Annotated in this window: 20 protein-coding genes; 11 read left to right on the plus strand and 9 right to left on the minus strand. The window is 59.9% G+C overall.

Annotated features, from left to right (window positions below):
- The first annotated feature begins 128 nt into the window (after nt 1-128).
- Entirely contained in the window at nt 129-1,391 is a 1,263-nt protein-coding gene (locus ACS4NR_RS26000; RefSeq protein ID WP_027610820.1) for an ATP-binding protein, read from the plus strand.
- On the plus strand, nt 1,384-1,944 hold the full coding sequence (locus ACS4NR_RS26005; protein WP_003221630.1) for a response regulator transcription factor: 561 nt from the start codon (nt 1,384-1,386) through the stop codon (nt 1,942-1,944). The genes ACS4NR_RS26000 and ACS4NR_RS26005 overlap by 8 nt, the downstream gene beginning before the upstream one ends.
- Before the next feature lie 71 nt (nt 1,945-2,015).
- On the opposite strand, the gene ACS4NR_RS26010 is transcribed toward ACS4NR_RS26005, so the two are convergent.
- Complete coding sequence (locus tag ACS4NR_RS26010) at nt 2,016-2,345, minus strand: hypothetical protein (protein WP_103367777.1); 330 nt, start codon at nt 2,343-2,345, stop codon at nt 2,016-2,018.
- 270 nt (nt 2,346-2,615) lie between these two features.
- Here ACS4NR_RS26010 and ACS4NR_RS26015 point away from each other — a divergent pair, with 270 nt between their 5' ends.
- The 4 genes from ACS4NR_RS26015 (at nt 2,616) to ACS4NR_RS26030 (ending at nt 6,528) form a co-directional block, all read left to right on the plus strand.
- Nucleotides 2,616-4,343 carry an ABC transporter ATP-binding protein/permease gene (locus ACS4NR_RS26015; RefSeq protein WP_456018683.1) on the plus strand — a complete coding sequence of 576 codons (1,728 nt, stop codon included), beginning with the start codon at nt 2,616-2,618 and terminating at the stop codon, nt 4,341-4,343.
- Nucleotides 4,344-4,507: 164 nt separating this feature from the next.
- The gene (locus tag ACS4NR_RS26020; RefSeq protein WP_225595758.1) at nt 4,508-4,810 is read left to right on the plus strand and encodes a transposase; all 303 of its coding nucleotides are present in this window, start codon (nt 4,508-4,510) and stop codon (nt 4,808-4,810) included.
- Nucleotides 4,807-5,643 carry an IS3 family transposase gene (locus ACS4NR_RS26025; protein WP_456018684.1) on the plus strand — a complete coding sequence of 279 codons (837 nt, stop codon included), beginning with the start codon at nt 4,807-4,809 and terminating at the stop codon, nt 5,641-5,643. The genes ACS4NR_RS26020 and ACS4NR_RS26025 overlap by 4 nt, the downstream gene beginning before the upstream one ends.
- Before the next feature lie 138 nt (nt 5,644-5,781).
- Entirely contained in the window at nt 5,782-6,528 is a 747-nt protein-coding gene (locus ACS4NR_RS26030) for a FadR/GntR family transcriptional regulator (RefSeq protein ID WP_177325602.1), read from the plus strand.
- 7 nt (nt 6,529-6,535) lie between these two features.
- Here ACS4NR_RS26030 and ACS4NR_RS26035 read toward each other — a convergent pair whose 3' ends face one another.
- The 3 genes from ACS4NR_RS26035 to ACS4NR_RS26045 all read right to left on the minus strand — a co-directional run bounded on the left by ACS4NR_RS26035 (nt 6,536) and on the right by ACS4NR_RS26045 (nt 8,617).
- Nucleotides 6,536-6,898, minus strand: a complete 363-nt coding sequence (locus ACS4NR_RS26035; protein ID WP_456018685.1) for a hypothetical protein — start codon at nt 6,896-6,898, stop codon at nt 6,536-6,538.
- A gap of 214 nt (nt 6,899-7,112) precedes the next feature.
- Nucleotides 7,113-7,301, minus strand: coding sequence for a hypothetical protein (locus ACS4NR_RS26040; protein WP_456018686.1), 189 nt, complete (start codon nt 7,299-7,301; stop codon nt 7,113-7,115).
- An 11-nt stretch (nt 7,302-7,312) separates the two neighbouring features.
- Nucleotides 7,313-8,617 carry a phospholipase gene (locus ACS4NR_RS26045; protein WP_456018687.1) on the minus strand — a complete coding sequence of 435 codons (1,305 nt, stop codon included), beginning with the start codon at nt 8,615-8,617 and terminating at the stop codon, nt 7,313-7,315.
- Nucleotides 8,618-8,855: 238 nt separating this feature from the next.
- Here ACS4NR_RS26045 and kdgD point away from each other — a divergent pair, with 238 nt between their 5' ends.
- The 5 genes from kdgD to ACS4NR_RS26070 all read left to right on the plus strand — a co-directional run bounded on the left by kdgD (nt 8,856) and on the right by ACS4NR_RS26070 (nt 15,529).
- Nucleotides 8,856-9,767, plus strand: coding sequence for a 5-dehydro-4-deoxyglucarate dehydratase (gene kdgD, locus ACS4NR_RS26050; protein WP_007981458.1), 912 nt, complete (start codon nt 8,856-8,858; stop codon nt 9,765-9,767).
- 60 nt (nt 9,768-9,827) lie between these two features.
- Entirely contained in the window at nt 9,828-11,273 is a 1,446-nt protein-coding gene (locus ACS4NR_RS26055; RefSeq protein ID WP_166496174.1) for an aldehyde dehydrogenase family protein, read from the plus strand.
- A gap of 47 nt (nt 11,274-11,320) precedes the next feature.
- Nucleotides 11,321-12,790: an MFS transporter gene (locus ACS4NR_RS26060; RefSeq protein ID WP_456018688.1), complete on the plus strand. Its 1,470-nt coding sequence runs from the start codon at nt 11,321-11,323 to the stop codon at nt 12,788-12,790.
- A gap of 11 nt (nt 12,791-12,801) precedes the next feature.
- Nucleotides 12,802-14,355: a galactarate dehydratase gene (garD, locus tag ACS4NR_RS26065; protein WP_456018689.1), complete on the plus strand. Its 1,554-nt coding sequence runs from the start codon at nt 12,802-12,804 to the stop codon at nt 14,353-14,355.
- 232 nt (nt 14,356-14,587) lie between these two features.
- A complete protein-coding gene (locus tag ACS4NR_RS26070; RefSeq protein ID WP_443532111.1) occupies nt 14,588-15,529 on the plus strand; it encodes an AEC family transporter in 942 nt (313 codons plus the stop codon).
- A gap of 136 nt (nt 15,530-15,665) precedes the next feature.
- Here ACS4NR_RS26070 and ACS4NR_RS26075 read toward each other — a convergent pair whose 3' ends face one another.
- From ACS4NR_RS26075 to gatA, 5 genes are all read right to left on the minus strand, one after another.
- Nucleotides 15,666-16,046 (minus strand): carboxymuconolactone decarboxylase family protein, encoded by a 381-nt coding sequence (locus tag ACS4NR_RS26075; protein WP_456018690.1) that lies wholly within the window; start codon nt 16,044-16,046, stop codon nt 15,666-15,668.
- The gene (locus ACS4NR_RS26080; protein ID WP_456018691.1) at nt 16,043-17,104 is read right to left on the minus strand and encodes a calcium/sodium antiporter; all 1,062 of its coding nucleotides are present in this window, start codon (nt 17,102-17,104) and stop codon (nt 16,043-16,045) included. Before ACS4NR_RS26080 ends, ACS4NR_RS26075 begins: the two co-directional genes overlap by 4 nt.
- Nucleotides 17,105-17,150: 46 nt before the next feature.
- A complete protein-coding gene (locus tag ACS4NR_RS26085; protein WP_456018692.1) occupies nt 17,151-17,522 on the minus strand; it encodes a septal ring lytic transglycosylase RlpA family protein in 372 nt (123 codons plus the stop codon).
- Nucleotides 17,523-17,754: 232 nt separating this feature from the next.
- Entirely contained in the window at nt 17,755-19,200 is a 1,446-nt protein-coding gene (gatB, locus tag ACS4NR_RS26090; protein ID WP_007961565.1) for an Asp-tRNA(Asn)/Glu-tRNA(Gln) amidotransferase subunit GatB, read from the minus strand.
- Between the two features lie 146 nt (nt 19,201-19,346).
- Nucleotides 19,347-20,798, minus strand: a complete 1,452-nt coding sequence (gatA, locus tag ACS4NR_RS26095) for an Asp-tRNA(Asn)/Glu-tRNA(Gln) amidotransferase subunit GatA (RefSeq protein ID WP_047597858.1) — start codon at nt 20,796-20,798, stop codon at nt 19,347-19,349.
- Nucleotides 20,799-20,814: the final 16 nt, after the last annotated feature.

Raw genomic sequence — 20,814 nt, forward strand, 5'->3', positions numbered from 1 at the left:
GGACAGCCATGTGAAGTAGCCGATTTTTCTGGCAACGCCATGTGGTCATTTGCCGCACTTTCGCCTCTCAAAGGCGCGGCTTGGTTATACTCCGTGCGATCCGCCTGGAGCGCTCATCAGGAGAGCTCATGCTCGCCCCCGTACAACTGACTTCCGCCACTCGCCAGAACCTCTGGCGGCTGACTTTCATTCGCACCCTGGTGCTCGCCGCGCAGGCCGGTTCCGTCGGCCTGGCTTACTGGCTGCAACTGCTGCCGTTGCCGTGGGTGCAACTGGCGATGACCCTCGGCTGCTCGATTCTGCTGTGCGTGTTCACTGCCGTGCGACTGCGTACGTCGTGGCCGGTGACCGAACTCGAATATGCGCTGCAACTGGCCTGCGATCTGGTGATCCACAGTGCGTTGCTGTATTTCTCCGGCGGTTCGACCAACCCGTTCGTTTCCTATTACCTGGTGCCGCTGACCATCGCGGCGGTGACGCTGCCATGGCGTTATTCGGTGATTCTGTCCGGCATCGCGCTGGCGCTGTATACCGTGATGCTCACGCGTTTCTATCCGCTGGAAACCCTGCCGGTGGCCCGCGAGAACCTGCAGATCTACGGCATGTGGCTGAGCTTCGCGCTGGCCGCTGCGGTGATCACGTTTTTCGCTGCGCGCATGGCCGAAGAGCTGCGTCGTCAGGAAGAATTGCGCGCGATTCGTCGCGAAGAAGGCCTGCGCGATCAGCAATTGCTCGCCGTCGCCACTCAGGCGGCCGGCGCCGCGCATGAGCTCGGCACGCCGCTGGCGACCATGAGCGTGTTGCTCAAGGAGATGCAGCAGGATCATCCCGACGCGATGCTGCAGGACGATCTGAAGGTGCTGCAGGATCAGGTCAAACTGTGCAAAGAAACCCTGCAGCAACTGGTACGCGCCGCCGAAGCCAACCGCCGTATGGCGGTAGAGATGCAGGACGTCACCCAATGGCTCGACGAAGCTTTGAACCGCTGGCACCTGATGCGTCCGGAAGCCAGTTATCGCTTCCAGCGTCTCGGCCAGGGCACCGTGCCGCGCATGGCGCCGCCACCGGATCTGACCCAGGCGCTGCTCAACCTGCTGAACAACGCCGCCGACGCTTGCCCGGAAAATCTTCAGGTGACGCTGGACTGGGATGCGGAAACCGTGACCATCAGCATTCGTGACCACGGCGCCGGTGTGCCGCTGGCCATCGCCGAGCAGATCGGCAAACCGTTTTTTACCACCAAGGGCAAAGGTTTCGGCCTGGGCCTGTTTTTGAGCAAGGCCAGCGTGACACGCGCCGGCGGCTCAGTGAAACTCTATAGTCATGAGGAAGGCGGCACGCTCACCGAGCTGCGCCTGCCCCACGGCGCCCGAGGAGACCAACATGAGTGACGAAATCCAAGTCGAAGGCGAAGAACTGCCGCATTTGCTGCTGGTCGACGACGACGCGACCTTCACCCGGGTGATGGCCCGTGCCATGGCCCGCCGTGGCTTTCGCGTCAGCACCGCAGGTTCCGCCGAAGAAGGCCTGACCATCGCCCAGGCTGACCTGCCGGACTACGCCGCGCTGGACCTGAAAATGGACGGCGACTCCGGCCTGGTGCTACTGCCCAAGTTGCTGGAGCTGGACCCGGAAATGCGCGTGGTGATCCTCACCGGTTATTCGAGCATTGCCACCGCGGTCGAAGCGATCAAGCGCGGCGCCTGCAACTACCTGTGCAAACCGGCCGACGCCGATGACGTACTGGCCGCGCTGCTCTCCGAGCACGCCGACCTCGACAGTCTGGTGCCGGAAAACCCGATGTCGGTTGACCGTCTGCAATGGGAGCACATCCAGCGTGTGCTGACCGAACACGAAGGCAACATCTCCGCGACTGCCCGTGCCTTGGGCATGCACCGCCGCACCCTGCAGCGCAAACTGCAGAAGCGCCCGGTTCGTCGTTGAAAGGTTTTCTGGCCAAATGAGCTGGACTGAATGAAACAGGCGCTACCCTGCATTAGGGTAGCGCCTTGGGCTCAAGGTACAACCGTGAAGTGCGTTGGTGGCGATGTGTAATGCCATTCGCCCAGAGTTCCGTTGCATTGTGCGTAGAGTTTCTTTCCTACCCATTGTTTCAAGATAGCTTTTGATACCGGGAGAATGACCTTGTTCTGATTACCGACTTGTCGGTTGATTTCAGATTTGGTGTCGTCATAACCGATCCAGGCAACATCGATAATTGCCTCACGGTTATCGGACCAGAATATGAATGTAGCCCCCGAATCACTCAGCTCACTGATAGACAGTTCGCCCTTCTTGATCGAATCGCTGGTTGGAGCATTAAGCGGGTTGTCTTCTTTGTTCATGACCAATTCCTTTCGTTGTCAGAGGGGTAATCTGTTCTCCTGATTCACAGCGAATTCCTTGCAGGAGGCCAGCCCAGTTGATCAGCCTGAATCGCCCCCCTCTACTGTCAACTCTGACAGTCCCGATGAACGGTACGTGCGCTCGCTGCGATACTGAAACCCCCATGAATCTGAACAATCCCTGAATGAGCCAGTCCCACTCTGGCGATAAAACGCACCGATCATCTATGATCGGTGCGTATCTGTTCTTTTCTTTATCGAGCCTTTTTCATGAATCAGAACGCTGAATATTCCGCGGTCAACGATGCTGTGCGCGGGCAGTTTTTTCGCAAGGTGTGGGCGATCATCACGCCTTACTGGCGCAGCGAAGAGAAGGGCAAGGCCTGGACGTTGCTGATTGCGGTGATCGCGCTCTCGCTGCTGAGCGTGGGCATCTCGGTGTGGTTCAACACCTGGTACAAGGATTTCTACAACGCCCTGCAAAAGAAGGACGAAGCGGCGTTCTGGCGCTTGATTCTGTATTTCTGCGGCATTGCGGCGGTGGCGATTGTCGGTGCGGTGTATCGGCTGTATCTGACCCAGATGCTGACGATTCGCTGGCGGGCGTGGCTCACCGAAAAGCATTTCTCCCGTTGGCTCGCCGACAAGAATTACTACCAGCTGGAGCAGGGCGGTTACACCGATAACCCGGATCAGCGGATTTCCGAAGACCTCAACAACTTCACTTCCAACACCCTTGAGTTGGGGATCGGCCTGCTGCGCAATATCGTCAGTCTGGTGTCGTTCTCGATCATTTTGTGGGGCGTGTCAGGCAGCATCGAAGTCTATGGCATCACCATTCCCGGCTACATGTTCTGGTGCGTGCTGGTCTACGCCGTGGTGGGCAGCTGGCTGACGCATTTGATCGGTCGTCGCCTGATCGGCCTGAATAACCAACAACAACGCTTCGAAGCCGACCTGCGTTTTTCCATGGTGCGGATTCGTGAAAATGCCGAGAGCATCGCGTTGTACAACGGCGAGCCGAACGAGAATCGCCGCTTGAGCAACCGTTTCGGCATGGTCTGGCATAACTTCTGGGACATCATGAAAGTGTCCAAGCGCCTGACATTTTTCACCGCCGGTTACAGCCAGGCGGCGATCATCTTCCCGTTTATCGTTGCGTCGCCGCGTTACCTCGCCGGCAAGATCGAACTCGGTGAGCTGATGCAGATCAGCTCGGCGTTCGGCAACGTCCAGGAGAGTTTCAGCTGGTTTATCAGTGCCTACCAGAGCCTCGCGTCCTGGCGTGCCACCTGTGATCGTCTGCTGAGTTTCCGTCAGGCCATGACCGATAACGAACAGCGCCGCCCAGCCATCGATGTGCAGAATAAGGGCAGCGAATTGCAAGTACACAATCTCGGTCTGGATCTGGCTGATGGTCGTCATCTGCTGACCAATGCCGACATGACAGTCGAGCCGGGTGAGCGTGTAATGCTCAGCGGCCGATCCGGCAGCGGCAAGTCGACGTTGCTGCGAGCGATGGGACATCTGTGGCCGGCGGGGCACGGCAACATCCGGTTGCCGGCGGCACGTTACCTGTTCCTGCCGCAGAAACCGTACCTGCCGATCGGCACCTTGCGCGAGGCCTTGAGTTATCCACAGCCGAGTGAGACCTACGCGCCTGAGCGTTATGCCGAAGTGCTGGAAATCTGCCGTCTGCCGCATCTGGTTGCGCGTCTGGACGAAGCCAATCACTGGCAGCGCATGCTGTCGCCGGGTGAACAGCAACGTCTTGCCTTCGCCCGCGCCATGCTTTACGCACCGCAATGGCTGTATATGGACGAAGCGACGTCGGCGATGGATGAAGAGGATGAGGCAACGTTGTATCAGGCGCTGATCGATCAGTTGCCGGGCCTGAGCATTGTCAGCGTTGGCCATCGCAGCAGCCTCAAGCGTTTCCACCCGCGGCATGTGCGGATCGACAGCGGGCATCTGGTGGAGCAGGCCGTGACCGCGTGATCACCACAACCCCCTGTGGGAGCGGGCTTGCTCGCGAAGGCGTCCCTTCAGTCGACAAATCGGTTGCCTGACACACCGCCTTCGCGAGCAAGCTGAACTGGCCTAATGATTTTGGACACCTCAATCGGGCGCTATGATGGCGCCCAAATCTGAGGTGTTTGGATATGCGTAAATCTTATTCAAGTGAGTTCAAACTCAAGGCTGCCAGCATGGTGCTGGACGAGGGGCAGTCGGTTCCCGAGGTCTGTGCCAGTTTGGATATTGGCCCTACGGCCTTACGCCGCTGGGTCGATCAGGTTCGCAAGGAACGCTTGGGCTCGACTCCGGTGGGAGCCAAGGCGATCACCGCGGATCAGCGAGAGATTCAGGAACTTAAAGCCTTGCTCAGGCAAAAAGATCGGGATATCGAAATCCTAAAAAAGGCCAGTGCTCTCCTGCTTTTGGACGCCAAAGATCACTCTCGTTGATCTGTGAGCTGGGCGAGCAGTACGGCGTTAACGATTGCTGTCGTGTGTTCGGAATAAACCGCAGTAGCTTTTACGCATGGCGTCAGCGCCAAGGCAAAGTGAGCCCTAAGCGAGAGCAGCTCAAGGCCATGCTGGTCAAGCACCACAAGGCGTCGAGAGAGTCTGCGGGCGCTCGTACCTTGGCTAAACAGCTGCAAGCCGGCGGGCATGATGTCGGGCGGTTCATGGCTCGCAGCTTGATGCGAGAAGCAGGCATTGTCAGCCGTCAACGCCGGCGCCATAAGTACAAGTCACCCGGCGTGGAAGCGTTGGTGGCACCGCATGTGCTCAAACGCAAGTTTGATGTTACGGCGGTCAATCAGGTGTGGTGTGGGGACGTGACGTACATCAAAGTCGGCAAGCGCTGGCTGTATTTCGCGGCGGTTCTGGACTTGTTCGCTCGCCGGATCGTGGGCTGGTCGTTTTCGATGATCTCCGATGCCACGCTGACCTGCGAAGCCCTGCGGATGGCGATTGAACTACGCGGTCGCCCAAAAGACGTACTGTTTCACTCCGACCAAGGTTGCCAGTACACCAGCCATAAATTCAGAAATGAACTGCTGGAACATGGACTCCGGCAGAGCATGAGCCGTAAAGGCGAATGCTGGGACAACGCTGCGATGGAGCGTTTCTTTGGAAGTTTGAAATCAGAGTGGGTGCCAGAAGCAGGCTACGTATCGGAACACGAGGCCCGAGCGGATGTGCAGCGCTATGTATCGCGCTACAACATCACCAGGCCACATAGCTACAACGACTATCGGTCACCAGTCGCCAAGGAGAAGTTGGCGGCGTGAAACCTTAATCAGTGTCCAAGATTACTTGACCAGTTCAAGCCCGCTCCCACATGGCGTAATGTGAGGCGGGATGTGATCGTACAACCCGCGTGCGCTATGATGCCTACCAAGCCGAATTTTCGAGACCAGACGTTGACCATGGAAAACCCGATCGACACTCCACGCCTCCCACGCAAGCGCCGCAGCCTGGCTCAGGAGCTGGTGACGGTGCTGACCGAGCAGATCCGCGACGGTCTGCTCAAGCGCGGCGACAAATTGCCCACCGAGTCGGCGATCATGCAGGAGCACGGTGTCAGCCGCACCGTGGTGCGCGAGGCGATCTCCCGCTTGCAGGCTGCCGGCCAGGTGGAAACCCGCCACGGCATCGGCACCTTCGTGCTCGACACGCCGAGCCCCAGCGGTTTTCGCATCGACCCGGCCACGGTCGTCACCCTGCGTGATGTGCTGGCGATTCTCGAATTGCGCATCAGCCTGGAAGTGGAGTCCGCCGGCCTCGCCGCGCAACGCCGCAGCCCCGAGCAACTGGCGACCATGCGTGCCGCCCTCGATGCGCTGAACGACAGCGTGGCCCACGCCAGCGATGCGGTGGCCTCGGACTTCGCTTTCCACCTGGAAATCGCCCTGTCCACCGGCAACCGCTACTTCACCGACATCATGACCCACCTGGGCACCAGCATCATTCCGCGTACGCGGCTGAATTCGGCGCGCCTGGCCCATGATGATCAGCAGCACTACATGAACCGCCTGAGCCGCGAGCACGAGGAAATCTACGATGCGATTGCCCGTCAGGATTCCGATGCGGCACGAGCGGCAATGCGTCTGCACTTGACCAACAGCCGCGAAAGACTGCGCCAGGCCCATGAAGAGGCGCAGGCGCAGGGGTGAGGTTGAATCAGTCTTTAAGCTCGATTAACAGTTGCATTGAAAGCTTTTGATTGCCCGCACTTTCGAGGGAGTACTGCAATACGGCGTTCGTTTCAGCATTGAGCATTCTTTCAAACGTCGTTTTCGGGATTGGCAATACAATCGGCTTTCCGATGGTGATAGCAGTCAGTACGATCTTTGTTTCCCATTCCAGGAAGCCGTCCGAGTTACTCACTGTCAGTTTGATCGTGTCCCCAGGGACTGCGTTTGGAAGCACGGGCACTTCCCCATGGGCCTCATCAATCAGGTTATGAACGTAGAGCACCCCATTGATCGCTTCTTTAAGCGAAGGAGCCGGCAGCATTGTTACAGCGAAGCTTTTGTCTTTCATGTTCAAGATCCTTTTGGTCGTCCAGGCCGATATCGGCACGACCTGATTAATGTCTTGATCAAGAAAGCAAAGCACCTGTAAGAAATACCAGTCTCGACGAACGGTAAGCCGCTGATTTATGCAACGACACAGCGCTTTCGCGAGCAAGCCCGCTCCCACACTTGAAATGCATTCCAACGTGGGAGCGGGCTTGCTCGCGAAGGGGCCGGTGAATTCAGCGCGGCAATATCGAGCGATCCACCCTCACCGCCAGTTGCGCTTTCCCCGGCCTGGCAGTAAACGCCACCAAACCGTCCTCATCCACAATCCCCAGCGCAATCGGCTTGCCATCTGCCAGCAACTCCAGCGGCGCACCTTGCAGCGACTGCCCCGACGCCAGTTCCAGTTTCAATGTGATCGTCATGCTCATTCTCCTTAGTTGACGTTGCCCGTCGGGTGGTAGTCCTTGAGCAGCAGGTAGGTGCTCCAGCCCCACCAGTCATCGATGGTGGCGGTGTCGTTGAGGTTGTTCACGTCTTTTCGCCGCAGCACCTTGCCGCCCTCGACGCGGAACAGCGGCGAGAAGTTGCCGGAAAGATTCAGCACCGCCGTCAGATCCGGCAGCCGTTGCAGCGCGGCAAACGTCGAAGGGGCGGGCACGTTGCCGCTGAGGTAAGCGGCGAAGATTTCATCCGCCGAGGCCTGCACCGCCAGATTGACCTGGATGCGGTTGTCCGCATCGCTGGCGTCGAAGTAGCGTTTGTCGCCGTAGGCGCGCCATTGATCGCCATGGGCGTTGCGCACGTTGAGGCCGAATTTGCTGTCCTCGTCGTGCATGAAACGGGTCACCAGCGAGCCGAGATCGCTCGGCGTGACCACCGCCGCCATCTCTTTGCGCGGCACACGCAGGTGGCCGGCAGAGAACAGGTCGGTGAGGAAGTGGTCGGCAAACGCGTTCATCGCGTAGGCCCGTTCCAATTGTTGTTCATCGTGAGTGGCGCGGGCCGCGACGGCGGTTTGCAGGGCGGCGGTGTGGCCGGCGATGTAGGCCAGTCTGGCCCATTCGCCGAAGTGGTCGGCGTTGTTCGCCGCCAGTTTCAGATAACGCCCGAGCGGGAACAGCGCGGAGACAAAACTGCCGCCGCCGGTGAGCTTGTTCCACTCTTCCGACAACGTATCTCCCAGTGCATCGTAGGCTTCGTGCGGTGGTTTACCGTCCTTGATCGCCTGTTTAACCGCGTCGATCTCTTTTTGCATGACCGCGAGAATCTGCGTGGCCTCGGCGCGGGAGGCCGGGAGCACGGCGAGAGAATCGAATGCCGCGCTGAAGCGGTTCAGGCGATCAGCCGGGGTCGCGCCTTCGTTGATCGGTCGATCGACCACGCCGTAGAAATCTCCGGCCAGCGCTACCACCTGGCCGTAGGTCAGCGCGAGGCCATTGGGCAGGTGCAAGGGCACGTTTTGCGCGCGAATCGGCTCGGCGTTTGCGTTGAAGCGCAGCAGGGTGTTGTCGCCGATGGATGTGTGTTCGGCGCCTTCGAAGCGCAGTGGCGGCCGAATGCTCAACGCTTTGCCGGGGAGGGCGGTGGCCGGTTCGACATCGCTGTGGGCGTCGGCGATGTGCAGCAGCAGATGCGGATTGTCAGCGTTGAAGTGGATGCCATTTACGGTGAAAAGATCATCGAATCGGGCGACGACCGGTTGGGGCCTTTCCTGTGGTTTCGGGCGCAGTCCGGACATTTCTTTCTCCTTGATATGTCGTCGGTGGATTTATTTTTAACTGTATGGATATACAGTCAAATCGAGCCTAGCCCAGATTTTTCCTACGTCAAGAACGAATCTTGTCCGACAAAAAGAGTGAGGCGACGATGAAATGCAGTTGACGGTTATCTTTTAAGTTGTACGATGACCTACAACTTCAGCACTGGCTGAACCATAAAACTCACAAAAAAATGTTGCTACCCAGGGTGTTCGAAAAATGAATCCACAAGAACTGAAGTCCATCCTCTCCGCCGGTCTGCTGTCGTTCCCGGTCACCGATTTCAATGCCCAGGGCGACTTCAATCGCGCTGGCTATATCAAGCGTCTGGAATGGCTGGCCCCGTACGGCGCGTCGGCACTGTTCGCCGCCGGCGGCACCGGTGAGTTCTTCTCCCTGGCAGCCAGCGAATACTCGGAAATCATCAAGACGGCGGTCGATACCTGTGCCACCAGCGTGCCGATTCTGGCCGGCGTCGGCGGCTCGACCCGTCAGGCCATCGAGTACGCGCAGGAAGCCGAGCGTCTGGGCGCCAAAGGCCTGTTGCTGCTGCCGCACTACCTGACCGAAGCCAGCCAGGACGGCGTCGCCGCCCACGTTGAAGCGGTGTGCAAATCGGTGAACATCGGCGTGGTGGTCTACAACCGCAACGTCTGCCGCCTGACCGCGCCACTGCTGGAACGTCTGGCCGAGCGCTGCCCGAACCTGATCGGCTACAAGGATGGTCTGGGCGATATCGAGCTGATGGTGTCGATCCGTCGCCGCCTCGGTGATCGCTTCAGCTACCTCGGTGGTCTGCCGACCGCCGAAGTCTACGCCGCTGCCTATAAGGCTTTGGGCGTGCCGGTTTACTCGTCGGCGGTGTTCAACTTCATCCCGAAAACCGCGATGGATTTCTACCACGCCATTGCTCGCGAAGATCACGCCACTGTCGGCAAGATCATTGACGACTTCTTCCTGCCGTACCTCGACATCCGCAACCGCAAGGCCGGTTATGCCGTGAGCATCGTCAAGGCAGGCGCCAAGATCGCCGGCTATGACGCAGGTCCGGTGCGGGCGCCGCTGACCGACCTGACCGGCGAAGAGTACGAAATGCTCGCCGCGCTGATCGACAAGCAAGGCGCGCAATAAACACCGACCCAAGAGGCCGCTGAGCAATCAGCGGCTTTTGCGTAGAGAGGAGAATTTTCTGTGGCTGATTCCAAGCGTTACGACAACTACATCAACGGTGAATGGGTTGCCGGTGCCGATTACTCGGCCAACATCAACCCGTCTGAGTTGAGCGACACCATCGGCGACTACGCCAAGGCTGACCTGACTCAGGTTAACGCCGCTATCGATGCGGCCCGCACCGCGTTCCCGGCGTGGTCGACTTCGGGCATTCAGGCCCGTCACGATGCGCTGGATAAAGTCGGCACGGAAATCCTCGCCCGTCGCGAAGAACTCGGCACCCTGCTGGCCCGGGAAGAGGGCAAGACCCTGCCCGAAGCCATCGGCGAAGTGACCCGCGCCGGCAACATCTTCAAGTTTTTCGCCGGTGAATGCCTGCGTCTGTCCGGCGACTATGTGCCGTCGGTGCGCCCGGGCGTCAACGTCGAAGTGACTCGCGAAGCCCTCGGCGTGGTCGGTCTGATCACTCCGTGGAACTTCCCGATTGCGATTCCGGCGTGGAAGATCGCCCCGGCGTTGGCCTACGGCAACTGCGTGGTGCTGAAACCGGCGGATCTGGTGCCAGGCTGTGCCTGGGCGCTGGCGGAAATCATCTCCCGCGCAGGCTTCCCGGCCGGCGTGTTCAATCTGGTGATGGGCAGCGGCCGGGTGGTTGGCGAAGCGCTGGTCAACAGCCCGAAAGTCGATGGCATCAGCTTCACCGGTTCGGTGGGCGTGGGTCGGCAGATCGCCGTTAATTGCGTGTCGCGCCAGGCCAAGGTGCAGCTGGAAATGGGCGGCAAGAACCCGCAGATCATTCTCGACGACGCCGACCTCAAGCAAGCAGTCGAGCTGTCGGTGCAGAGCGCGTTCTACTCCACCGGCCAGCGTTGCACGGCGTCGAGCCGCTTGATCGTCACCGCCGGGATTCACGACAAGTTCGTCGAGGCCATGGCCGAGCGCATGCAGTCGATCAAGGTCGGCCACGCGCTGAAGTCCGGCACTGACATCGGTCCGGTGGTTTCCCAAGCGCAGCTTGAACAGGACATGAAGTACATCGACATCGGCCAGAGCGAAGGTGCGCGTCTGGTCAGCGGCGGTGGTCTGGTGACTTGCGACACCGAAGGTTACTTCCTCGCGCCAACGCTGTTTGCCGACAGCGAAGCGTCGATGCGCATCAGCCGTGAAGAGATTTTCGGCCCGGTGGCCAACGTCGTTCGCGTGGCCGATTACGAGGCGGCGCTGGCGATGGCCAACGACACCGAGTTCGGTCTGTCGGCCGGTATTGCTACCACGTCGCTGAAGTACGCCAACCACTTCAAGCGTCATTCGCAAGCCGGGATGGTGATGGTCAACCTGCCGACCGCCGGTGTCGATTACCACGTTCCGTTCGGTGGCCGTAAGGGTTCATCCTATGGCTCACGTGAGCAAGGCCGCTATGCACAAGAGTTCTACACGGTCGTGAAGACCAGCTACATCGGCTCCTGATACAGCAATACCCCTGTAGGAGCTGCCGAAGGCTGCGATCTTTGCTTTTGAAGATCAAAAGATCGTCCGATCGCGGCCCGAGCCTTCGGCAGCTCCTACAGGGAATACATACAGATTCACCCGCGCATAAAAATAATCAGTGGGAGTACATCTACATGCAATCGTCCAAGCCGACTCACGTCCGCTATTTGATCCTGCTCATGCTGTTTCTGGTGACCACGATCAACTACGCCGACCGCGCGACCATCGCGATCGCCGGTTCCAGCCTGCAAAAAGACCTCGGCATCGACGCGGTCACCCTCGGCTATATCTTCTCCGCTTTCGGTTGGGCCTATGTTGCCGGGCAGATTCCCGGGGGCTGGCTGCTCGATCGCTTCGGCTCGAAAAAAGTCTACGCCCTGAGCATTTTCACCTGGTCGCTGTTCACCGTGCTGCAAGGCTTTGTCGGTGAATTCGGCATGTCCACGGCGATCGTTGCGCTGTTCATGCTGCGTTTTCTGGTGGGTCTGGCCGAAGCGCCATCCTTCCCCGGCAACGCGCGCATTGTTGCCGCCTGGTTCCCGACCGCTGAACGCGGTACGGCTTCGGCAATCTTCAACTCGGCGCAATACTTTGCCACCGTGTTGTTCGCGCCGTTGATGGGCTGGATCGTGTATTCCTTCGGTTGGGAGCACGTGTTCATCGTCATGGGTATGCTCGGCATCGTGTTTTCGCTGGTCTGGCTGAAAGTCATCTATAGCCCGCGCGAACACCCTCGCATCAACGACGCCGAGTTCAAGCACATCGCCGACAACGGCGGTATGGTCGACATGGATCAGAAGGGCAAAAAATCCGACGGTCCGAAGTGGGATTACATCCGTCAGTTGCTGACCAACCGCATGATGCTCGGCGTGTATCTGGGCCAGTACTGCATCAACGGCATCACCTATTTTTTCCTGACCTGGTTCCCGGTGTACCTGGTGCAGGAACGCGGTATGACCATCCTCAAGGCCGGTTTCATTGCCTCGCTGCCGGCGATCTGCGGTTTCATCGGTGGTGTGCTTGGCGGGGTGATTTCCGATTACCTGCTGCGCAAAGGGCATTCGCTGACCTTCGCGCGCAAGGCACCGATCATCGCCGGTCTGCTGGTGTCCAGCAGCATCGTCGCTTGCAACTATGTTGATGTGGAGTGGATGGTGGTTGGCTTCATGGCTTTGGCATTCTTCGGCAAAGGCGTGGGCGCACTGGGTTGGGCAGTGGTGTCCGACACTTCGCCAAAACAGATCGCCGGTCTGAGCGGCGGCCTGTTCAATACCTTCGGCAACATCGCCTCGATTACCACGCCGATCGTGATTGGCTACATCATCAGCTCCACCGGTTCGTTCAAGTGGGCGCTGGTGTTCGTCGGTGCCAACGCACTGGTTGCAGTGTTCAGCTACCTGGTGATCGTCGGCCCGATCAAACGTGTGGTGCTCAAAGAGCCGCCAACCAACGGTGGTTCTGAAGTCACCGGCAAATTGTCTCAAGCGCATTCCTGAGGAGCGGCGTCATGCAGTTGATTGAACATTCCGACTCGCCGCGCTACATCCGCCTGCACGAGCGGGACAACGTAGTGATTGTGGTCAACGACCAGGGCGTACCGGCCGGCACCGAGTTCCCGGACGGTCTGGTGACCGTGGATTTTGTGCCGCAGAGCCACAAGGTCACCCTCGAGGACATTCCCGAGGGCGGCCAGGTGATTCGCTACGGCCAGACCATCGGCTACGCGTTGCAGCCGATTCCACGCGGCAGCTGGGTCAAGGAAGATCAACTGCGCATGCCCACCGCGCCGCCGCTGGACAGCCTGCCGCTGTCCACCGAAGTGCCGACCGCGCAGGCCCCGCTGGAAGGCTTCACGTTCGAGGGTTATCGCAACGCCGACGGCACCGTCGGCACGCGCAATATCCTCGGGATCACCACCACGGTGCAGTGCGTGACTGGTGTGCTCGATCACGCGGTGAAACGCATCAAGGACGAGTTGCTGCCGAAGTATCCGCACGTCGATGATGTGGTGGCGCTGACCCACAGCTACGGCTGCGGCGTGGCGATCACCGCCACCGACGCCTACATCCCGATCCGCACCGTGCGCAATCTGGCGCGCAACCCGAACCTGGGTGGCGAAGCGCTGGTGATCAGTCTGGGCTGCGAGAAATTGCAGGCCGGGCAGGTGATGCATGAGGACGATGCCTCGGTCGACTTGAGCGAGCCATGGCTGTATCGCCTGCAGGATTCCAGTCACGGTTTCACCGAGATGATCGAGCAGATCATGGCGCTGGCTGAAGTCCGGTTGAAGAAGCTCAACCAGCGCCGCCGCGAAACCGTGCCGGCCTCCGAGCTGATCCTCGGCATGCAGTGCGGCGGCAGCGATGCGTTCTCCGGCATCACCGCCAACCCGGCGCTGGGATATGCCTCGGACTTGCTGCTGCGCGCCGGGGCGACGGTGATGTTTTCCGAAGTCACCGAAGTGCGCGATGCGATCTACCTGCTGACCTCCCGTGCCGAAACCAGAACCGTGGCGCAAGAACTGGTGCGCGAGATGGATTGGTACGACCGTTATCTGGCCAAAGGTGAAGCGGATCGCAGTGCCAACACCACGCCGGGCAACAAGAAGGGCGGGTTGTCGAACATTGTCGAGAAGTCGCTGGGCTCGATCGTCAAATCCGGCAGCAGCGCGATCAATGGCGTGCTCGGCCCGGGCGAGCGTTTCAAGCAGAAGGGTTTGATTTTCTGCGCGACGCCTGCCAGTGATTTTGTCTGCGGCACCTTGCAGTTGGCAGCGGGGATGAACCTGCATGTGTTCACCACCGGACGGGGTACGCCGTATGGTTTGGCGATGGCGCCGGTGGTCAAGGTTTCGACGCGTACGGAGTTGGCGCAGCGCTGGCCGGACCTGATCGATATCGACGCCGGACGGATCGCCACCGGTCGCGCGACCATCGAGGAATTGGGCTGGGAGTTGTTCCACTACTACCTGGATGTGGCGAGCGGCAAGCAACAGACCTGGGCGGAGAAGCACAAGCTGCATAACGACATTACGTTGTTCAATCCGGCGCCGATTACCTGACCCTGTGGCGAGGAGCTTGCTCCCGCTGGACTGCGTAGCAGTCCCATCTTTTGGGGCCGCTTCGCGACCCAGCGGGAGCAAGCTCCCTCGCCACAAGTGTGACCGCTCCCACATTGGATCTGTGGTGTTTCTGTGGGAGCGGGCTTGCTCGCGAAGGCAATCTGACAGACGCCGGAGGACTCGCTGGCTTATCATTAAGCCCTGACGACGCTCACCCAAAGGCTCCCCCGGCATGCTGGCAATCTTCCTCGAAACCCTGAACATCACTGCACCGGTGTTCGCCATGCTGTTTCTCGGGGTGTTGCTCAAACGCATCGACTGGATCAACGACAACTTCATCCACACCGCTTCCTCGCTGGTGTTCAACGTCAGCATGCCGGCGCTGCTGTTTCTCGGGATTCTGCATGCGGATCTGCACGCCGCGCTGCAACCGGCGCTGCTGATCTACTTTGCGCTCGCCACGCTGGTGAGTTTTGCCCTGGCCTGGGGCTGGGCGATCATCAAGTGCCCGCGCGAAGATCGCGGCATTTACACTCAAGGCGCGTTTCGCGGCAACAACGGGGTGATCGGTCTGGCGCTGGCGGCGAGCATGTACGGTGACTACGGGATTTCCCTCGGGGCGATTCTCGCGGCGCTGGTGATCCTGTTCTACAACACCCTGTCGACCATCGTGCTCGCGGTGTACAGCCCGGTGATCAAGTCCGATCCGTGGAGCATCTGCAAAAGCGTGTTCAGCAACCCGCTGATCATCAGCGTGATTGCCGCCGCGCCGTTCGCGTATTTTCAGATCAGCCTGCCGGGCTGGCTGGAAACCTCTGGCCAGTATCTGGCGCAAACCACCTTGCCGCTGGCGCTGATCTGCATTGGCGGCACGCTGTCACTGGCAGCGCTGCGCAAGAGCGGCAGCATGGCGCTGAGTTCGAGTCTGGTGAAGATGATCGGCCTGCCGGTGCTGGCGACGCTCGGCGCATGGCTGTGGGGTTTTCGCGGGGCGGAGCTGGGGATTCTGTTTCTGTACTTCGGCAGCCCGACGGCGGCGGCCAGTTTCGTCATGGCCCGGGCAGCGCAGGGCAATCATGAGCTGGCGGCGGCGATCATTGTGCTGACCACGCTGATGGCGGCGATCACCACCAATATCGGGATCTTTCTGTTGCAGTGGGGTGGGTGGATCTGACTGGCAGATCTTCAGTGGCTGAAAGGGCCTCTTCGCGAGCAAGCCCGCTCCCACAGGTTTTTGTGTTGTTAATCAGATTTCAACAACACCAAAGAACCCTGTGGGAGCGGGCTTGCTCGCGAAGGCGTCAGTCCAGTCACTCAGGTTTCTGGTAGGTATCGATCACTTCCTGCGCCGCACGAAACGCATCAATCGCCGCCGGCACGCCGGCATACACCGCGCAATGCAGCAGCGCCTCGCGAATCTCATCCACCGTGCAGCCATTGTTCAGCGCACCACGCACATGGCCCTTCAGCTCTTGCGGGCACTTCAACGCGGTCAGCGCAGCAAGCGTGATCAGGCTGCGGGTTTTCAGCGGCAGACCCTCACGATTCCACACGCCACCCCAGGCATGTTCATTGACGAAATCCTGCAAGGGTTGAGTGAACTCGGTGGCGTTGCCCATGGCGCGATCAACAAACGCATCGCCCATTACCTGGCGGCGGACTTCAACCCCGGACTTCTTCGATTCGGTCATGGCATATCCCTCTTGTGGTGTTGGCGGCGCCAGGCGCGGATCGACGTGAACAACAGAAACGTCAACAGCGTCGGCAGCACGTAGAACAGCATCAACTTTTCAAGCTTGCCGGCCAGTGGCATGCCGGTGGTAAACGACACCACGTGCAGCCCGTACGCCAAATACAAACCGAGCAACAGCAAACCTTCGGCACGGGTCACGCGGTAGCCGGAATAGAACACCGGCAGGCACAGCGCGGCGACGCCGAGCATCACCGGCAGGTCGAAATCCAGTGCGTTCGGCGACACCGACAGTGGCGTCGGTGCGATCAGTGCGGTCAGGCCGAGTACCCCGAGCAGATTGAACAGGTTGGCACCGATCACGTTGCCGACGGCAATATCCCGTTGTCCGCGCAGTGCGGCGATCAGCGAAGTGGCCAGTTCCGGCAGGGAGGTGCCGACAGCGACGACGGTCAGGCCAATGACGCGCTCGGAAAATCCAAGATCAGTTGCTACCACCACGGCAGCTCCGAGCAAAAGGTGCCCGGCAAATACCAGCATCGCCAAACCGACGATGATCATCAGAGAACTGCCGATCCACGACGTTTGGGGTGTTTCAACTCGCTCTGTATGCGGCCGTGTCGAGTGCCGTGACTGGCGCAACAATAAGCCGAGATACAGCGCTAATGCGGCCAACAACAGGATGCCGTCGAAACGCCCGATTTCTTCGTTCCACGCCAATACGAATACCAGCAGGCTGGCGCCGATCATCAATGGAATATCCAGGCGCACCAGTTGCCGCGAGACCCGCAGCGGAATGATCAGTGCCGACAGGCCGAGGGTCACGAGGATATTGAAGATGCTGCTGCCGACCACGCTGCCGACTGCGATGTCGGGGTTGTGCGCCAATGCGGCTTGCAGGCTGATGGCCATTTGTGGCGCACTGCTGCCGAGGGCGACGATGGTCAGGCCGATGATCAGCGGCCGTACATGCAGACGCGCCGCCAAGCGCACCGCCGCACGTACCATAAGTTCGGCACCGAAGATCAGCAGGCACAGACCCGCGAGCAGTTCGATCACGCTGATCAGGGGTAAATCGGCTAATCCGAAAATGGTCAGCGCTCCATCAGTCGAGGGCCTGCACGCGAACCCGTGCGGTGCCGCTGCGCAACATGCCCAGCTGTTCGGCGGCCTCGCGAGACACGTCGATCAGGCGCCCGCGTGTATGCGGGCCGCGGTCATTGATGCGGACCACGACGGATTCATCGTTTTTCAGGTTGGTGACCTTCACCCGGGTGCCGAAGGGTAGCTGGCGATGGGCGGCGGTCAGGGAATTCTGGTTGAACGGCTCGCCACTGGCGGTGCGTTTACCGTGGTGCTTGGCACCGTAATAAGAGGCGACGCCGGTCTGGTCGTAACCGTGCGGGTCGATGATGTCGGTGCTGGCGCAACCGGCCAGCAGGGAGAGCAGGGCGCAGGCGCCGAGCAGGCGTTTCATTCAAAGGCTCCACAAAACAAATGTGGAAACAATCCAATTTGGAGATCAGCTTCTGTGGCGAGGGGATTTATCCCCGATGGGGCGCGCAGCGCCCCCAAATTCCAGATACAGAAGAATTGGGGCAGCTTCGCAGCCCATCGGGGATAAATCCCCTCACCACAAAAAACCTCTTGCCATAGAAGATTGTTCCCACAGGGGATGGAGCCAGGCTTCAGGTCTGGCCCCATTTTCATCAGCCTTCGAGCTTGCTTTTCAGCAGTTCGTTCACTTGCTGCGGGTTGGCTTTGCCTTTCGAAGCCTTCATGGCCTGACCGACGAAGAAGCCGAACATCTTGCCGCGTTTGGCTTCGTCTGCCGCACGGTATTGTTCGACCTGCTCGGCGTTGGCCGCGAGCATTTCGTCCAGTACCGCGGAGATCGCGCCGCTGTCGGTCACTTGCTTCAGACCGCGCTTGTCGATGATCTCGTCCGCCGTGCCTTCGCCGTTGGCCATCGCTTCGAACACCACTTTGGCGATCTTGCCGGAGATGGTGTTGTCCTTGATGCGCTGCAGCATGCCGCCCAACAGTTCAGCGGAAACCGGCGACTCGTCGATGTCCAGGCCTTGCTTGTTGAGCAGGCTGCCCAACTCGACCATCACCCAGTTCGCCGCCAGTTTGGCGTCGCCGCCGATGGCTGCGACCTTCTCGAAGTAGTCCGCTTGCTCACGGCTGGTGGCCAGCACGTTGGCGTCGTAGGCCGACAGACCGAACTGGCTCTGGAAGCGCTCGCGTTTTTGCGGTGGCAGTTCCGGCAGGGTGGCGCGCACCTCGCCGAGGAACGACTCTTCGATGACCACCGGCAGCAGGTCCGGATCGGGGAAGTAACGGTAGTCGTTGGCTTCCTCTTTGGAGCGCATCGGACGGGTCTCGTCCTTGTTCGGATCGTACAGACGGGTCTGCTGGATCACTTTGCCGCCGTCTTCGATCAGCTCGATCTGCCGCTGGATCTCGGAGTTGATCGCCTTCTCGATGAAGCGGAACGAGTTGACGTTCTTGATCTCGCAGCGGGTGCCGAACTCAACCTGACCTTTCGGACGTACCGACACGTTGCAGTCGCAACGCAGCGAACCTTCGGCCATGTTGCCGTCGCAGATGCCCAGGTAACGCACCAGCGCGTGGATCGCCTTGACATAAGCCACGGCTTCCTTGGCGCTGCGCATGTCCGGTTCGGAAACGATTTCCAGCAGCGGCGTGCCGGCACGGTTCAGGTCGATACCGGTGGCGCCGTTGAATTCTTCGTGCAGGCTCTTGCCGGCGTCTTCTTCCAGGTGCGCGCGGGTGATGCCGACACGTTTGACGGTGCCGTCTTCCAGCGCGATGTCCAGGTGGCCCTTGCCGACAATCGGCAACTCCATCTGGCTGATCTGGTAGCCCTTCGGCAGGTCCGGGTAGAAGTAGTTTTTACGGGCGAACACGTTGTGCTGACCGATCTCGGCGTCAATCGCCAGACCGAACATCACCGCCATGCGCACCGCTTCCTGGTTCAGCACCGGCAACACGCCGGGCATGCCCAGGTCGATCAGGCTGGCCTGGGTGTTCGGCTCGGAGCCGAACTGGGTGGAACTACCGGAAAAGATTTTCGACCGGGTAGTGAGCTGAGTGTGAATCTCCAGCCCGATCACGACTTCCCATTGCATGTGTGTCTCCTAGCCTTTTGCTGGGGATTTTGAAACGTTGCGAGCGAAGGTAAGGCAAGGCGAAAACTGGCGAGTAAGCGGAGTTGACTTTAGTCAATGAGCATTACGAGCCAGTTTTCAACGCAGCATTACCGAGCGCAGCAGTTTCAAAACCCCTGCGGGGTGCGGGTGTGCCAGTCAGTGTGTAACTGATACTGGTGGGCAACGTTGAGCAAACGGCCTTCCTGGAAATACGGCGCGAGCAACTGCACGCCCACCGGCAGACCGTCGACAAAACCGGCCGGCATCGACAGACCCGGCAGGCCCGCGAGGTTGGCGGTGATGGTGTAGACGTCTTCCAGATAGGCAGCGACCGGGTCGCTGTTCTTGGCGCCGAGCTTCCAGGCCGGGTTCGGCGTGGTCGGGCCGAGGATGATGTCGACCTCATTAAAGGCCGCCATGAAGTCGTTTTTCACCAGACGACGGATCTTCTGCGCTTTCAGGTAGTAGGCGTCGTAGTAACCGGCGGACAGCGCGTAGGCACCGACCATGATCCGGCGCTGCACTTCAGGCCCGAAGCCTTCGCCACGGGAGCGCTTGTACAGGTCGATCAGGTTTTCCGGGTTCTCGCAGCGATGGCCGAAGCGCACGCCGTCGAAACGCGACAGGTTCGAGGAAGCTTCGGCCGGGGCGATCACGTAGTACGCAGGAATCGCGTGCTGCATGTTCGGCAGGCTGATTTCCTTGATAACGGCACCGAGCTTCTGCAGCTCCTGGATGCTGTTCTGGATCAGTTCGGCGATGCGCGGGTCGAGACCGGCGCTGAAATATTCCTTCGGCACGCCGATGCGCAGGCCCTGCAGCGAAGTGTTGAGGCTGGCGGAGTAATCCGGAACCGGCTCATCGATGCTGGTGGAATCGTTCTGATCGAACCCGGCCATACCTTGCAACAAAATCGCGCAGTCTTCGGCCGTACGCGCCAACGGGCCGCCCTGATCGAGGCTGGAGGCGTAAGCGATCATGCCCCAGCGCGAAACACGACCGTAGGTCGGCTTCAGGCCAGTGAGGTTGGTGAATGCAGCGGGCTGACGGATCGAACCACCGGTGTCGGTGGCGGTGGCCGCCGGCAACAGACGAGCGGCAACCGCGGCGGCCGAACCACCGGACGAACCGCCGGGCACGTGTTCCAGGTTCCACGGGTTTTTCACTGCGCCGTACCAGCTCGACTCGTTGGCCGAACCCATGGCGAATTCGTCCATGTTGGTCTTGCCCAGGGTCACGGCGCCGGCTGCGGCCAGTTTCGCAACCACGGTTGCGTCGTACGGCGCCTTGAAGTTGTCGAGCATCTTCGAGCCGCAGCTGGTGCGGATGCCCTGGGTGCAGAACAGGTCCTTGTGAGCGATCGGCGCACCGAGCAGGGCGCCGCTCTCACCGTTGGCCCGGCGCGCGTCGGCGGCTTTCGCCTGCTCGAGTGCCAGCTCTTCGGTGAGGCTGATGAAACTGTTGAGCTGCGGATCGAGCTGGGTAATACGCGCCAGCAGGACTTTGGTCAGCTCTTCGGAGGAAAACTTTTTATCGGCGAGACCGCGGGCGATCTCGGCCAGAGTCATTTGATGCATTGCAGGCTCTTTCCCT

The sequence above is a fragment of the Pseudomonas sp. JQ36 genome, from assembly GCF_053851495.1.